The sequence below is a fragment of the Enterococcus avium genome, assembly GCF_002891025.1.
GTDB lineage: Bacteria > Bacillota > Bacilli > Lactobacillales > Enterococcaceae > Enterococcus_A > Enterococcus_A avium.
Map to the genome: position 1 here is coordinate 794115 of NZ_NBSL01000003.1, position 16370 is coordinate 810484.

Below are 16370 nucleotides of genomic sequence, written 5' to 3' on the forward strand. Positions count from 1 at the left end.
GGACAATGACGATTTTAGAAGCAAAAGACTTAAGCTATTTCTATCAAGATGGTGAAAAAAGACGGATGATCCTGCAAGATACCTCAGTGAAATTTGAAAAAGGGCAATTTTATACGATTTTAGGTGAATCAGGGTCAGGAAAAACGACCTTTTTATCCTTAATCAGTGCCTTAGATGCTCCGACAGCAGGTGAAATTTTATATAATGGTGAAGATATCAGGCACATTGGTTACGATCGTTTTCGCAGAGACGATGTCAGTATTATTTTTCAAAATTACAATCTGGTTCCTTATTTGACAGGATTAGAAAATGTATTGGTAGCCATGTCCATCACGGATAACGAAATGCCTAAAGATACGACTGAAATTGCCTACAATCTTTTGGATTATATTGGAATTAACAAGGTTAAGGCGGATCGATTAGTCAATCAGCTTTCAGGTGGTGAACAGCAACGGATCGCAATCGCACGAGCCTTAGCGACCAATGTAGACATCATTTTAGCGGATGAACCAACGGGAAATCTAGATGTCGGGATGGAAGAGGAGATTGTGACGATTTTCAAGGAATTGGCTTCGATTCATCATAAATGTGTAATCGTTGTGACGCATTCTAGAGAAATAGCGGAACAGTCTGATCAGATCTTTTACTTAAATCAAGGTGAGCTGCTGCCGTATGAGTGATTTTTTATCAAACTTTAACGGAGATAATTACGATCGCCGCAAGCAGGAAAAAGAACCGCGAGAGCCCAAAAAGGAAGCTCCTAAAAAAGGGAAGCAGGATGTCTCTTCAGAAAAACAAGAGAAGACTCCTGAACCAAAGCTTAGACGTAGAAATAAAACAAATGAAGCTACTGTCGAGATTGATCCTTCCTATAAAAAACAGAAAAGGAAGAAACGCCGCTGGGTCATTTTGGGAGCAATCGCCGCTGTTCTAGCTTTAGGGGTATTTTACTATCAGCAAACCCACGTCAAGGTCCCGAATTTTATCGGAAAAAATTTGTCTGATTTACAGGTTTGGGCTTCGGAAAATAAAATCAAAACCAAAATCAAGGAATCCTATGATCTAGCTAAAGATGCGAATACTATTCTTGCACAGAAACAAAAAAGTGGTTCACGGATTAAAAAAGGCGGCATTTTAAACGTCACGAACAGTCTGGGGGCAGACCCTAAAGAAAAAATTCCACTGCCTGATTTTATGCAGATGAACAAGCAGCAGGTGGAAAGATGGATTAAAGAGAAAAAAGCGGATAATCTTTCATTGATTGAGGAATACAGCGATACGATTGAAAAGGGACGGCCGATTCGCTTTGAAATTGCCAATGCTGAGGTAACACCAGAAACCTATCAACGAAAAGATGCTGCAAAGGTTTATTTTTCTAAAGGCAAACAAACCTATCAAAAGGACATCAAGGTTCCCGATTTTCTGCGTAAGCCGCGTAGTGAAGTTGAAACCTGGGCTAAAAATAATGAAATCGATATGACTTATGAGGAAAAAACCTCAAACGATATTCCAGCCGATAGTATCATGGAGCAAAGTATTGCCAAGGATGAAAAAATTGCCAAAAAAGAAAAGATGAAAGTTACTGTTTCTTTAGGCAAGGGCTATGTCGTTCCGAATTTTTCAGAATACAGTTTAGACGATGCAAGCTCTGCGTTGGAGGGAGTCCAAATTCAAGCAAAAGGCATCTACACGGAAAATCTGCCTTATGGTCAATTGGTCTCCCAAAGTGAAGAGGCTGGGAAGGTACTAAGTGCGAAGGATAATTTAACGATCAAGGTGTTGTACTCCTTAGGGCAACCTTACATGAAAGATTTACGCGGCACGATGGTGGAAGGCGGACTGCAAAAATACTTCCACGATGAGTTTCAATCCAAAGGTGCCAACATTAATTATGTCATTCGGCGGGTTGACTCCGATCAGCCGAAAGGGACTGTTGTGGGAATGAGTCATTTCAGTGATTATATTCCGCTAAATCTTACGGTTTCCATCGATATTAGTTTAGGCAATTTGGGCTCCGCGCCAACTAGTTTTCCAAATAATACGAACGGTGAGAACACGGGAGTCGGAAATGAAGAAAATAGCGGAAACCAAGGAACGCCTAGCGAGTAATTTCTAAGGCTAACAGGAAATGTATTCGTCTTTGAATAAATAAAGTGAACAAAATGTATAAACCTATTCGAAAATTTATCGAATGGGTTTATTTGTGAGTGTTTAAAAATGATTATTTGCAATATAACAATGATTATATTAATATTAAAATATATAAAATGTCATTTAATTGTTTTTTGTTAAAATGGAGGCTTTACAAATGGAAGGAACTACCGAGGGACAAGATAAGATTCGTCGTGTGACACTATTAATTTCTGTGCTGCTGCTTTTTAGCAGCGTCGGAAGCTATCTGCTTTACCAACACTTTTATCAGTCAGAGCTTCAAGTAACCTTTGTCAGCAGGAAAATTTTGCCAAAGACTGGAACCGCAAAGAAAACTTCTCAAAGATTGAAGGAGACGCAGGTCAACCACAAGAATGCGATGCAGACGAATGTATCAAAGGAATTGACTCATGATCCTCTACTGCAAGGTTCGGATAAACGAAACACTCGCCTAACTCAAATAAATTCAACTGGTGCTTCACCAAAAATTTTCAAAGTAAGTGATAAAATTGGCGTTTTTCCAATGGAAAATGAGTAAGTAAGTTACAGCCATTTTGACCAGGCTTGCTTTAATCGAGCGACGCAATCTGGAATATCCACTAGGTCAATTTTACTAAAGCCTAGAAATAAGGTATTAGGCGGACAAGCTGCTTTTTCCTGCCAAAATTTCATTGTTGAATAGACTTTTACACCGTGATTTAATGCGGAGTCGATCAATTGACTCTGTTCGACAGGCTGTGTGAAGGTTAGAAGAAAATATTGCCCACTCCCATTGCTAGATATTTTGATTTTATCTTTGACATCGTCCAGTTCTTTTGTGAATTGTTCCAGACGCTTTCGGAAGGTCTGATTCAGGCGGCGAATGTGTCGTTCATAATGACCAGTTTCAATCAGACGTGCGACAACATATTGATTAAGTAAAGGGACCGTACTATTATATGGTTCGAATAGTTCTAAATATCGTTGACATAAATGCGGCGGCAATATCATGTAACCCATCCGAATTGAAGGAGACAAAGTCTTAGAAAATGTACCCAAATAAACGACGCGATTATTTTCATCAATCGATTGCAAAGCAGGGATCGGTTTGGAGTAATAGCGTAATTCGCTATCAAAATCATCCTCAAGAATAAAAGAATCATTTCTTTCTGCCCACTCGAGCAATTTGTAGCGACGATCAATGGTTAGAGTTGCTCCTGTTGGAAATTGATGAGAAGGCGTCGTATAGATCGCACGAATATCATTGTTATAAGGAAGATCGGCAACAATCAAGCCATTTTCATCAATCGGAACAGTTTTAATCTTAACCTTGTTCATCTTAAACACCGCACTGGCTCGATCAAAACCTGGTTCTTCCATTAAGAACGTTTGCTGATCACAAGCAATCAATTTACACAAATAGTCAAGAGACTGCTGTAGCCCACAGGTAATAACGATTTGACGCTCCTCACAGTGAACTCCTCGTATTTTTCTCAAATAAGTAAGCAAGTTTTTCCTTAAATAAAGATCTCCCTGCTTTTCCTGATAGGAGGCTAATTTTGATTCATCTGTAAGAAAGTCAAGACATTCTACTGTGTAACGCTTCCAAAGCTTTTTAGGAAATAGATCGCTGGTTTGACTGCTGTTAGTCAGATCGTAAACAATCTTGGAGTTCGTTTTTTCGTGATTTATAGAAGCTGGGCTGCTTTTTTTAATGCTCTCTTTTTTAGTTGCAAGACTAGGCACTTGTCTGACACGTAAGCCGGTACCCTTTACTGAAACAACATAGCCTTCTGCAATCAATTGGCTGTAGGCAGTATTCACTGTATTTCGACTAACCCCCAGCACATCCGCAAAAGCCCTGCTACCAATCAATAGTTCTTCTTCTTTAAGATTTCCGTTCAGAATATCTCGTTTGATTTGATCGTATATCTGTGAATACAAAGGTATTTTACTTTGGCGATCTAAATAAATCATCGTGCTTCTCCTTTAGTGGACCTCTTCTTTTTTTGATTAGTGGATCTTCTTATGGTACCAATATCAGTATATCATACTCCTTAACAGTTTAGATAATGATGGAGGAGAAGAAAATGGATCGTGTAACAGACCGTACCAATGATACAAAAGACGTTTTTGTCGAACTAATTGCTATTGCTTTTTTAGCAACCGGAGGGATTTTTGTAAAGCTCAGCAGTTTGCCACCAATAAGCACTGGGTTTTATCGAATTCTTTTTTCGCTACCCATATTATTACCATTTACATATAAGCAATTAAAAGCACTGACTAAAAAGGACATCTTGATCTTAGGTGCAGCAGGTGTTTTTTTAGCAGGAGATATTGCCCTTTGGAATCTGTCATTTAGTTATACGTCCGTGGCTAACGCTAACTTGCTGACTAATTTGACACCTTTTACGGTTATTCCTGCTTCCTACTTTTTGTTTAAGGAAAGAGCATCAAAATTTTTTCTGGTCGGAGCTAGTATTACATTGATCGGGGTCTTTATTCTTTTAGGAGGGAAACTTGATCCAACGCCGGAAAGTTATGTAGGTGATCTGTTAGCGTTTTGTGCTTCGATTTTCTACGCCGGCTTTTTATTGATTTCCTATCGCTTGCGGGATCGTTATCAAAGCAGTGTCATTATGCTGGTCAGCGGAATTGGCAGTGGGATCACACTTGGTATCGTAGCCTTAGTAACAGAAGGGATTCAAATTCCAAAAGGAGCTGCTGAAATAGCTCCGTTGTTAAGCTTAACACTCTGCCTGCAGGTGATTGGCCATAATTTATTGGCTCATTGTCAAGGAAAGCTGAATGTAAACTTGTCGACGATTGTTTGCCTTTGCCAACCGGTTATCGCCTCTATCTATTCGTTTTTTATTTTTTCTGAACACTTGTCTCTAAAGGAAATTATAGGGATTATCATTGTTATGCTAGGGGTATTTTTTGTTAAGGGGCAATACCAGACTAAGCGATAGATTCTTTAAGTGATTAGCTAAACAAAGCCAAAGAAAACGTTGACATTGGAAAAAATCTCCCTTACAATGATGATGAGAAAACTTAAATCAAAGCAACGGTGGTAGTTGCTGCTTTGAGTATGTTACTGATCATGCAGGCAGAACTCAAATTACCTTAGGATAAATACGCTATCCTTAGGTAATTTGAGTTTTTTTGTTTGAAAGGAGGGAAAACATGATTATCAGTCAAATTTTGAACAATAATGTAGCCATTGTAAAAAAAGGGAGCAATAACCAAACTCGGGGGAACGAAGTGATCGTCTATTCAAAGGGTGTCGCTTTCAAAAGAAAAGTCGGGGATACCATTGAGGAAAAGGATATTCAAAAAACTTACGTCGTAGATTCCCATGATAAATTAGAGCATTTCAGCTATTTACTTTCTAATACCAAAGAAGAATACCTTCAGATCGTCACTGAAACGATTGAATATGGGGAGAAAGTCATTCAGAAGGATGTCTCTGATTATCTGTATTTAGCCTTGCTAGATCATATTGATTTTGCTATCAAACGTTTAAAAAAGGATCAAATCGTCAAGAGTCCGCTGGATTGGGAGGTTCGAAAATTTTATCCAGATCACTATAAGATTGGGCTTCACGCAGTGGAAATGATCGAAAAAGTGACAGGAATGAGCTGCCCGAACGAAGAAGCGGTATCAATTGCACTGCATTTTATCAACCTGCAAACCAAAGGCAGCGAAGATGACCACATGATGAAGATGATGGAAGCTGTTCGGGATATTCTATCTATTATTAAGTATCATTACCATTTGGGTTTTGAAGAAGACAGTATCAACTATATTCGGTTAGTGACTCATTTACAGTATTTCATCGTCCGAATGTTTAAAAACGAAGCATTTACCTCAAATGAGACTGAGCTCAATCGACAAATTCGCAAACTTTATCCAGAAGCTTATAGCTGTGTCAATAAGATCCGTATCTATGTCCGAGACACATTTGAAAAAGAATTGTCCGAGGATGAGGAAGCTTATTTAATGCTTCACATTCAACGGGTCACAAAACGAGAAGAGGGAGATTAATATGAAATATCAAGAATTTTGCAACCAGCTGATCGAATTGGTCGGCGGTAAAGAAAATATTCAAAGCGTCGCAAATTGTATGACACGTTTACGTTTTAAATTAAAGGATCGCCGCCTAGCTAAAACTGAGAAAATCAAAGAGCTGCCGGATGTGATCGATGTGGTATCAAATGACGTGGCGTATCAAGTTATCATTGGCATCCAAGTACAGGATATTCGTCCTGAGATGAATCAGATTTTGGGTTTAAGTGGCGAGGACAAGCACTCCGGATCAGGTGAGAAAGAAAAATTTGTCACGATGGCGCTAAGAATTCTGTCTGAATCAATGGGACCGATCTTAGTACCAATCATGTCGGCCGGACTACTAGCTGGTATCTTATCATTGATTTCGTTAACCGGGTTTGTATCTGCGGAAAGTTCAACCTATTTGATCTTAGACGCGATTCGTCAATCAGTGTTTTTCTTCCTGCCAGTCTTGATTGCGATTCCTTTTGCGCGTCAATTAGGAGTAAATGAATATCTGGCCGTTACGGTTGCCTTAACCTTGATGTCTGATACCATCAATGGTGCTAAGGGCTTGGATTTTCTGGGCTTCAATTTGCCCGAAACGACGTATTCTAATTCGTTCTTTCCGATTATTTTAAGCATCATTTTCATGAAATACGTGACAAAAGCATTAGAGAAAATCATGCCGAAAGCGCTGCAATATTTCTTTAATCCGGTATTGATTTTGATTGTTACATTGCCAGTTACGCTGATTCTTTTTGGACCTTTAGGCACATACATCGGTGATGGCTTAAACTTTATTTTCGAATTTATCGGAAATACTTTCGGTAATTGGATGGTACTCATGTTATACGCAGCGTTACAGCCGTTTTTGATCACGATCGGAGCCGGAAACTTTATTATTCCGATCTTTATGAATTCTTATGCGACCATGGGCTACGATCCAGTCTTTACACCTGCCTGGATCATTTCTGATATCGCCGTCTGCGGTGCTGTATTAGGATATTTCTTCCGTTCGAAAGACAAGAAGCAAAAACAATTGTTTGGAACGACCGCCTTTAGCGCATTTATGGGAGTAACTGAGCCAGCTCTTTATGGGGTGTTCGTTAAATATCGCCGGCCATATATCGCAGTTATGATTGGTGGGGGATTAGGCGGATTGTTTGCTGGTTTGATGAAGGTCGTCGGGTATGCACCTGTGTCATTATTTGGATTAGGGTCATTTATTGGCGAAAATAATTACCGAAACTTCTATATGATGTTGATCGCTGTAATTATCGGCTTTATCGGTGCTCTTGTGGCCGGATTTATCCTAGGAATTCCTGCTGATGACAAGCTCGAAGCAAAAACAACGGAGCCGATTGAAAACGATGCGGAAGCTGTGACAAAATTATTAATCAAAGCCCCTGTTAAAGGAAAAAATGTTGCATTGAGTAACGTGAATGATAAAGCCTTTTCGTCTTCTGCTTTAGGAAAAGGACTAGGGATTGAACCGGAAGAAGACACAATTACTGCTCCAGTAAATGGTGAAGTCGTCAGTCTGTTTCCAACCAATCACGCGATCGGGATCAAAACCGAATACGGCGTGGAAATCTTGATCCATATTGGAATCAACACTGTCGAACTCGATGGAAAATATTTCGAAACATTCGTCAAACAAGGCGATAAGGTTTCAGTCGGCGACAAGATTTTGAAGGCTGATATGTCCGGGATTCGCAGTGAGGGCTATGATCCGGTCGTTATTACAGTAATCACAAATACGGCTGATTATCTAGATGTGTTGCCATCAAGTGACAGTGATCTAAACAGTAAAGAGGACTGTCTGACAGTTGTTGTTTAAAAAAGGAGGCAAAAAAGTGACAAAATTAGCGAAAGATTTTTTATGGGGCGGCAGTATCGCTGCTCATCAACTAGAGGGCGCGTGGCAAGAAGATGGTAAAGGTCCGGCGATTATGGATTTTGCCACCTCAGGATCAGTGACGACTCCGCGAGAATATACCAAAACAATCGAAGCGGGCAGACACTATCCATCTCACGAGGGAATCGACTTTTATCATCGCTATAAAGAAGATATCAAGCTGTTTGGGGAAATGGGCTTTAAGAGCCTGCGAATATCCATTGATTGGTCGCGAATCTATCCAAATGGTGATGATGCCGAGCCGAATCAAGCAGGGATCGACTTTTACCAAAACGTTGTTGATGAATTATTGAGGTACAACATCGAACCGATTATCACTCTGTATCATTTTGAATTACCGATGAATTTGGTGACTAAATATGACTCATGGAAAAATCGTCAAGTCATCGATTTCTATTTGAAATTTGTCGAAACGATGGTTAATGCTTTGAAGGGCAAAGTCAAGTATTGGGTAACCTTCAATGAAATGAACCATATCGATCCGCAAACAGAAGCTTCGGATATGTTCACCTATATTTTATCAGGTCTAAAATACAGTGAGCTAGAAGGAAATAAAAAAGAAACCCTGGCAGTAATCGGCTACAATATGACTTTAGCCGGTGTCAGAGCAACAAAATTGATCCATCAGCTTGATCCGGCGAGTCACGTCGGCTGTGTATTTGGAATCACACCAAAATACCCAGTGAACTGTGATCCAATCAATGTTATGAATGCCTTCAAGGATATGGATCGTGATTTCTATCAGATTGATGCGATGTGTAATGGAGAATTTCCTAAGTATAAGCTAAGAGAGTATGCGGACATGGATATCGATATAGGAATGACTGAGGAAGATAAGCAGGCTTTTGCTGAAGGCAAGCTGGATTACATCGGCATGAACTACTATATGACAGAGGTTACTCGCTATGAAGAAGGAGAATTTGATGAAGAATCACTGTTTGGCGGTGTGCAGAATCTCTACATCGAAAAAAGCAAATGGGGATGGGGCATTGATCCGATTGGGCTGAGATATTTATTAAATTACACGTATCGGAGATATGGCTTACCCATCATTATCTGTGAAAATGGCTTAGGTGCTTATGATGAGGTTGGAGCAGATGGGTCCGTTCATGATGACTATCGGATTGACTACTTGCAAAAACATTTAAGCGAACTAAAAAAAGCGGTAGAAGAGGACAAAGTTGATTGCTTTGGCTACTTAATGTGGGGGCCGATTGATTTGGTCAGTGCCACAACAGGGGAAATGCGGAAACGTTATGGCTTTATTTATGTTAATAAGCATGATGACGGGACGGGTGATCTAGCTAGATCGCCGAAAGATTCATTCTATTGGTATAAAAAACTAATTGAGACCAATGGGGAGGAGTTGTAAAAATAGGAATTATCGCTGGATCTATCCGGCTTATCGTAATTACTAAAAACATTGGTGGCAGTAGTACTCGTTTGTCTAACAAAACAATAGAAATCGGAGGAGATGTGACAAAATTCTTGTCACAGCTCTTTTTTCTGAACAAATGATGTTTAAGAAGCAGCTTATTCGGGAAATAAGCAGAAATTTCATAAAAAAATTTAAAAACATCGGGTACGGACCCTTCAACATTAGCTCCTACGTTACTGTGTTTCTTGGCAAATTTCGGAGTTTCCTTATTATTCTTGAAGCTGATTCCTTTTATTCTAACCTTTTTTAGCATAAGATGCTTTCCTTCATCACTGGATCAATGATATCCACTAATTCGAATTGCTTATCCATATAATTGAAGATGAAGATTGCGCAATTTGGATAAGCCCGAATCAACTCATCCTTGTTTTCCTGCTGAAGTGTTTGCAAAAAGCTGACACAAGCCCCATTATGTGAGACAGCTAAGACCTGCTGATGATCGTCAATTGCCATAATGTAGTGCAAGGTAGAACTTACTCGCTTTTACACAGCCGATAGGGATTCTCCACCAAATTGCGAATAAAAGGTTTCGAAGTATTCGGCGCCATCCGGCTGTAAAAATTGTGGTTCTCCCTCATACAATCCATGATTCATTTCCTTAAGCCCTTTCAGTCGTTGGTATTCTTTACTTTCAGAAATAATCTCTAATGTGTCGCACGCTCGTTCTTGGGTAGAGGCGTAAAGATGATCAAATTTAATGCCATTTTCTTGAAAAAAGTCTCGGGCTAGTTTTGCTTGTTGGATGCCTTTTTCAGTTAAGGGTGAGTCACAGGCACCTTGGACTTTTTTTAAGACATTAAATAGTGTTTCTCCATGGCGCATCAAATATAGTTTCTTTATCATTTTAGCCCTCCAATTATTCATTATCTAAATAGTATCAAATTGAATCTGGCAGTGCATTACTTTTTTAGGGCTCATACTAAACCGAGGGAATAGGCTGTCATACAACGCCAAGTAACAGCAGAAGGGAAGAATTCGTGTCGGCATTTTTTTTTGCGAATGAACGGTAACGATTAGACTGTTTGTAATGAACAAGCCAGAAGAATAGGCAATTAGCTTTTAGAGTACGCATTTTTTTGAAAATGATTTTCTTATTTTTTTAACTCTAATAATCAAAAAAAATTTTCTTTTTCTCTATTTTCAGATTGTCATCTTTAGCTCACTCTTGTTCACTTGTGAATCACTCTTTTTAGTAGACATAAAAAAATTATGCCGTTGACAACGTTTGCAGGTTGGTATTAAATTTTATTTGTCAATAGAAAATATATGTCTGTAGAAATTGTTTTGCTATGAAAAGGAACGATTCTTATCTTTTAAAATAGCTTTAACTGTAACTTTATTGCTTAGCCGGAAATACCTGTAAAAAGAATAGCCTGAGAGGAGCACGATTGATGCGCATGTTAATTGTCGTATTTGAAAATAGTGAAGGAAAAAATCATCGCTGGAAATTCAAAAATACCGATCCCAATAAATCTGTCGATGAGATCAAAGCCTTATTAGAAAAAATGATTAAATTAAACTTATTCGAAAAAGATGGAGTGAAGCTATTCCAAAAGGTTGTTAGCGCGAAATTTGTAGAAACGACTGAGAAGCAAATTTTCGATGTAACAGCCGGAGTAATGGATGCCACGGAGGAGTCTGCCCAAATTCCAGCAGGAAATCAAGCTGATGTTTCGGATAACGAAGAAGGTGTAACCATGAAAGTTACCGAAGAAGCCGATGATGGGATCAAACAAATAGAGGTCGTTTTACCACGAGGACTGGATCTTACCGCTATGTCTGATAAAGAATTGCAGGCAATGTTTGCAAATATTTTGCCAGAAGAAGCTCTTTTGGAGGAACTATACTATGAAGAGACTAGTGAAAAAAAGGAATCGTCCGAATCTGTGGAGATTTCCGAAAATAAAACGTCCTCTAAGCCTGATGCTACAACTAAAAAGAACAGTACACAGATAGAACAAAAGAAAAAAATCAACAAAACAAAACGAAAACTGTTAGAGCGCTTCAAAAAACATAGGAATCAATAATCCAACGTTGGTGTTCATCCAAGTCGAAGAAAAAATAAATTGGCGAGTCGCATGGTTGAGTGATCGCTTATTTGCGTGTCTAATTTTGTAGCTGTTAGAAGAGGAGCACAAATAGCTTAAAATCAATTATTTATTCATAATTATAGGACTACTCATCATGCCTATAGCCACCGATGTTTTCTGCATCCGTATTTACCTCGATAGGCAATTAATTAAAAATGAAGCGAAGCAGATCTATGACGATTTTAGGTCTGTTTTTTATTGACCTGCGGTGCGTTTTAACAATGGTTTAGAATTTATACCATTCATTCAGTCATTAATTATTTATCATATAATCACTTGTCATTAACCAATAAGTATATTTTCCGGTGTTTTTTTATTTTCAAACCCTCCACTATAACACCAACCCTGTTGGAGTTTGTTAAGATGAGGTCTGATGAAAGGGGAGGATTAGATGGACACGACTACTGAAAAGAACTATTTAGCAGAAGTGACGCACCAGCTTAAACAAAAAATCACAGAGGTTGAGGCTGCCCTGAACACCAATGAAGACAATTATAAAGAGTTGAAGCATTATACAATTGATTACAAAAATGAGCTAGATAAATATGAGGTTTATAATCACCAGCAAAATTTAAAATTTCTTGATAGCCGAAGTGTTTTAGAGGCAAATGTATTAAAGAAACTGAACTATCAAAAGGAGACTCCTTACTTCAGTAAAATTGCGTTTCAATTTGACGACGAAGAGGAGGTAGAGGACTTTTACATTGGTCGGTATGGCTTTGCGGGTCGCTATGGAGAACAGCTGATCTATGATTGGCGGGCACCAATTTCTTCGCTTTATTATGATTTTTCACTTGGTGAGGCCTACTACGAATCTCATCAACGTAAATTTTACGGACAATTACGTTTAAAACGACAATTTGAAATAAAAAATGGCGCGATCAGCTTTGTGGTAGATACAAATGATGCTATCAATGATGAACTGCTGATGCGGGAGCTGGGTAAGAGTACCTCCAATGAAATGAAAACCATCATTCACACGATTCAAAAGGAACAGAATCAGGCGATCAGAGACACGAAAACCAAAAATTTGATTATTCAAGGGGTAGCCGGATCAGGGAAAACTTCTATCGCGCTTCATCGGATGGCCTATCTGCTTTATCAGAAAAAAGAGGAGTTAGATGCTTCCGACATTTTGATTGTCTCTCCTAATCAAGTATTCGCGGATTACATCGCAACGGTTTTGCCAGAATTAGGTGAAGAAGAGCTGCCGCAAATTGACATTGTCAAATTAGGCACCATGTTTATTGAAGAAAAATATCAGGTCTCCGATCGCCACGATGAATTGAAGGCTGCACTAGAAAATCCCAATTCCAAACAGGCTGAAAACTACAAATATAAGCAGTCTAGGGAATTCTACGAGCTGCTTCAAACGCATCTTGAACAATTGAAGGCACGACTGTATTCAGCAGAAATCAAGATTGACAATTATCATATTTCAGCAGCAGAAATCAAACGCTTCGTCGATCAGCAGTCAGAAAAGAGTCTCGTCGAACTGATTCAAGAAATTACGAAGCTTTTAAGCGAACGTGTTTCAGAAATAAGTCGTGAATCCTTTGCCAAAACGCTCGAACAGCTTTTCAAGAAACGTCTCAATACTATTGGAAGTTTGTCGGATTATTATCACTTTCTAACCACGAATCATTTGGCGCATGCGTCTGAAAAAAATCGAATCAATTATTCGGATCTATTTCCCTATTTATTCTTCAAATTAATGATTGCCGGGATTAAGCCGAACAAACAGATTCAGCATTTAGTAATTGATGAGATGCAGGATTACTCCTTGCTGCAGTTAGCGATGATCGAGCACCTGTTTCCATGCCCAAAAACGATTTGTGGAGATATTCATCAATCGTTGATCATGAGTGATTCAGATTTTCTAGCAGAAGTTCAAAAAAATCTGCCACAATCACGATTATTAAAGTTTCAGACTAGTTATCGCTCTAGTTTTGAGATCATGAATTTCGCCAAACGTTTTATTGACGAGGAGGAGATTCAGCCGATACAGCGTCACGGCAAGGAAGTTGAAGTGCTTGAGTATAGTAAGAACATGCTCGCGCAAAAGCTGGCCGATTTTAAAGCAAGTACGTTCAAATCTTGTGGTATAATTTGTCAGAACTGGCAGGAAGTAGAAAGGCTTGAGGCCGATTTTCCCGACGAACAGCTGATTCGCTTTGAAAAAAATACAAAAAAGATTGCGGAAGGCATTATCGTAACCACTACACAATTTGCCAAAGGGTTGGAATTTGATCAGGTTATTTTGCCGGATATCCGTTCGAGTCAACTGACACAAAAAAGTACACTGCTTTACACCAGCTGTTCGAGAGCTCTGCATGAGCTAACGCTTTTAATAAATGATGGAAAGGATTTTCAATGAAAACCTATCGCACTTCCGAAGTAGCCGCTATTGTCGGGCTGCATCCTAACACGATTCGCCGCTACGAGGAATGGGGGCTGATTCCTATTCCTCCTAGAGCCGCCAACGGCTATCGTGTGTTTACCGATTATCATATTGAGACGATCAAAATTGCCCAGGTTGCCTTTCAGATTGAAGTCCTGCAATCAGGGCTGCGAATTTTGATGGTTGATATGGTCAAGGCTGGGGCTCGTTATGATTTTGCCGAAGCACAATCGCTGTTGGATCGCTATTTGAAATTGGTGGATCAGGAGATCGCGAATGCAAACGATGTGATTCATGTAGTAGAAGATATTCTGGCTGGAAAAGCTGAAGAAGATGCTGTTTGTTTCACACGTCGAGAAACTGCCGAGTATTTAGGCGTTACTTCTGAGGCTCTGCGAAACTGGGAGCGTAACGGATTGCTGACAATTAAAAGAAGTAAAAATAACTATCGTGTCTATGATGGTGAGGATATCAAGCGTTTGAAGATTATTCGAACCCTACGATCAGCGAAGTATTCTTTGGCGGCGATTCTGCGTATGCTGAATGCGATTGATCAAGAAAAGCAGGATATCAAGCGATTATTGAACCCGTTAGATCCAGATGACAGCATTATTACCGCTTGCGATAACCTGATTGATTCATTGGAAAAGGCTAAATCCAATGCCTGTGAACTGAAAAAGCAGGTGGCTGATATGCAAAAGCGTTTTTTTAATAACTAATAGCAAAAAAGCGTTTGCATTTTTGAAAAGCGAAGTGCTATAATTCTTTTTAGAAGAATAATCAAATGGATAGTGATTGCATTTAGCAAGCTAAACCTGTTGATAAATCAAGCGTGAGGAACGCTTATTTGTCGACAGGTTTTTGGCGTTTTTAAGCTGTAATTACACCAAATTTAAATGAAACGAGGAAGCACAAATGACTTTTCCAAAAGATTTTTTATGGGGCGGGGCAACGGCCGCAAATCAATGTGAAGGTGCCTGGGATGTTGACGGAAAGGGTGCGAGTATTCAGGATCACATGCATTCAGGCGGAAGAAAACAGTATCGAGTGATGACGCCAACAATTGAAGAAGATAGTTATTATCCAAGTCATGACGGAATTGATTTTTACCATCGTTATAAAGAGGACATCGCATTGTTTGCGGAGATGGGCTTCAAAGTTTTCCGTTTAAGCATTGCCTGGTCACGGATTTTTCCAAAAGGAGATGAGCAGGAGCCAAATGAAGCAGGCTTAGCTTTTTACGACCAAGTCTTTGATGAATGTAAAAAGTATGGGATCGAGCCATTAGTCACGATCAGTCATTTTGAGCTGCCTTATGCGCTGGCTGAAAACTATGGCGGTTTTGCAAATCGTCAGACGATTGATTTTTTTGTGAAGTATGCGACGACGTTGTTTGAACGTTATAAAGACAAGGTCAAATATTGGCTAACCTTCAATGAGATCAACTTTGGTACGCTGCCTTTAGGTGGTAGAAATTTATTAGGGATCTTAGACGAAGAAGACAATGAAGAGCGTCGGTTCCAAGCGCTTCATCATATGTTTATTGCGAGTGCTAAAGCGGTCAAAGTAGGACATGAAATCAATCCTGATTTTCAGATTGGCTGTATGCTGGCTTATATGACAATGTATCCGCTGACCTGTAAGCCAGAAGATGCGTTAGCCAATCAAGAGCTGGTCAAAAAACTGAATTGGTTCTGCGGCGATGTTCAGGTTAAAGGAAAATATCCGTATTATATGAAGAGCTACTTCAAGAAGCACAACATCAATGTAACCTTTGAAGCGGACGATGAGGCAATTTTAAAAGCGGGAACGGTGGATTACTACACCTTCTCTTATTACATGACCAGCTGCGTGACTGCCAACATTGAAGAAAGTGATGATCGAGTTGGCGGAAATCTGTTTGGCGGTGTGAAAAATAATTATCTGGAAACCAGTGAATGGGGCTGGCAGATTGATCCAGTTGGTTTACGCTTTACCTTGAACGAATTGTATGATCGTTATGAAATTCCATTGATGATCGTGGAGAATGGATTAGGCGCAGTGGACAAAGTGGAGGAAGACGGAGCGATTCATGATGATTATCGGATCGATTATATTCGTCGTCACATTGAAGAAATGAACAAAGCAGTGGAAGACGGTGTCGATTTGATCGGCTATACACCGTGGGGCTGTATTGATTTGGTTTCCGGCGGAACGGGTGAAATGTCCAAACGTTATGGTTTTATTTATGTTGACAAGGATGATGAAGGCAACGGCACCTTTGAACGTAGCCGGAAGGATAGCTTTAATTGGTATAAAAAAGTGATTGCGACAAATGGAGCAGATTTAACGTAGTTTTTG

At 39.4% G+C, this 16370-nt stretch carries 12 protein-coding genes and 1 pseudogene; 11 read left to right on the top strand and 2 right to left on the bottom strand.

Annotation, left to right across the window (positions count from 1 at the left end; all coding sequences use genetic code 11):
• The first annotated feature begins 5 nt into the window (after window positions 1–5).
• The 3 genes from AUF14_RS19475 to AUF14_RS19485 all read left to right on the top strand — a co-directional run bounded on the left by AUF14_RS19475 (window position 6) and on the right by AUF14_RS19485 (window position 2689).
• Complete coding sequence (locus AUF14_RS19475; RefSeq protein WP_070503577.1) at window positions 6–680, top strand: ABC transporter ATP-binding protein; 675 nt, start codon at window positions 6–8, stop codon at window positions 678–680.
• A complete protein-coding gene (locus AUF14_RS19480) occupies window positions 673–2109 on the top strand; it encodes a PASTA domain-containing protein (RefSeq protein WP_070503579.1) in 1437 nt (478 codons plus the stop codon). The genes AUF14_RS19475 and AUF14_RS19480 overlap by 8 nt, the downstream gene beginning before the upstream one ends.
• A 199-nt stretch (window positions 2110–2308) precedes the next feature.
• On the top strand, window positions 2309–2689 hold the full coding sequence (locus AUF14_RS19485; protein ID WP_070503581.1) for a hypothetical protein: 381 nt from the start codon (window positions 2309–2311) through the stop codon (window positions 2687–2689).
• A 5-nt stretch (window positions 2690–2694) separates the two neighbouring features.
• Here AUF14_RS19485 and pdxR read toward each other — a convergent pair whose 3' ends face one another.
• Window positions 2695–4107, bottom strand: coding sequence for a MocR-like pyridoxine biosynthesis transcription factor PdxR (gene pdxR / locus AUF14_RS19490; protein WP_070503583.1), 1413 nt, complete (start codon window positions 4105–4107; stop codon window positions 2695–2697).
• Window positions 4108–4220: 113 nt separating this feature from the next.
• Between pdxR and AUF14_RS19495 the strand changes: the two genes are divergently transcribed.
• The 4 genes from AUF14_RS19495 to AUF14_RS19510 all read left to right on the top strand — a co-directional run bounded on the left by AUF14_RS19495 (window position 4221) and on the right by AUF14_RS19510 (window position 9473).
• Window positions 4221–5102 (top strand): DMT family transporter, encoded by an 882-nt coding sequence (locus tag AUF14_RS19495; RefSeq protein ID WP_102866508.1) that lies wholly within the window; start codon window positions 4221–4223, stop codon window positions 5100–5102.
• Between the two features lie 214 nt (window positions 5103–5316).
• Window positions 5317–6177: a PRD domain-containing protein gene (locus AUF14_RS19500; protein WP_102866509.1), complete on the top strand. Its 861-nt coding sequence runs from the start codon at window positions 5317–5319 to the stop codon at window positions 6175–6177.
• 1 nt (window position 6178) lies between these two features.
• Window positions 6179–8023, top strand: coding sequence for a beta-glucoside-specific PTS transporter subunit IIABC (locus tag AUF14_RS19505; protein ID WP_102866510.1), 1845 nt, complete (start codon window positions 6179–6181; stop codon window positions 8021–8023).
• A 16-nt stretch (window positions 8024–8039) separates the two neighbouring features.
• Complete coding sequence (locus AUF14_RS19510) at window positions 8040–9473, top strand: family 1 glycosylhydrolase (protein WP_102866666.1); 1434 nt, start codon at window positions 8040–8042, stop codon at window positions 9471–9473.
• Window positions 9474–9785: 312 nt separating this feature from the next.
• On the opposite strand, the pseudogene AUF14_RS19520 reads toward AUF14_RS19510, so the two are convergent.
• A pseudogene (locus tag AUF14_RS19520) lies at window positions 9786–10403 on the bottom strand (histidine phosphatase family protein).
• A 527-nt stretch (window positions 10404–10930) separates the two neighbouring features.
• On the opposite strand from AUF14_RS19520, the gene AUF14_RS19525 reads away from it, so the two are divergent.
• The 4 genes from AUF14_RS19525 (at window position 10931) to AUF14_RS19540 (ending at window position 16364) form a co-directional block, all read left to right on the top strand.
• Complete coding sequence (locus AUF14_RS19525; RefSeq protein WP_102866511.1) at window positions 10931–11566, top strand: DUF2922 domain-containing protein; 636 nt, start codon at window positions 10931–10933, stop codon at window positions 11564–11566.
• Window positions 11567–12020: 454 nt separating this feature from the next.
• On the top strand, window positions 12021–14006 hold the full coding sequence (locus AUF14_RS19530; protein WP_102866512.1) for a HelD family protein: 1986 nt from the start codon (window positions 12021–12023) through the stop codon (window positions 14004–14006).
• Window positions 14003–14749, top strand: coding sequence for a MerR family transcriptional regulator (locus tag AUF14_RS19535; RefSeq protein ID WP_102866513.1), 747 nt, complete (start codon window positions 14003–14005; stop codon window positions 14747–14749). The genes AUF14_RS19530 and AUF14_RS19535 overlap by 4 nt, the downstream gene beginning before the upstream one ends.
• Window positions 14750–14945: 196 nt before the next feature.
• Complete coding sequence (locus AUF14_RS19540; RefSeq protein ID WP_102866514.1) at window positions 14946–16364, top strand: glycoside hydrolase family 1 protein; 1419 nt, start codon at window positions 14946–14948, stop codon at window positions 16362–16364.
• Window positions 16365–16370 lie beyond the last annotated feature (6 nt).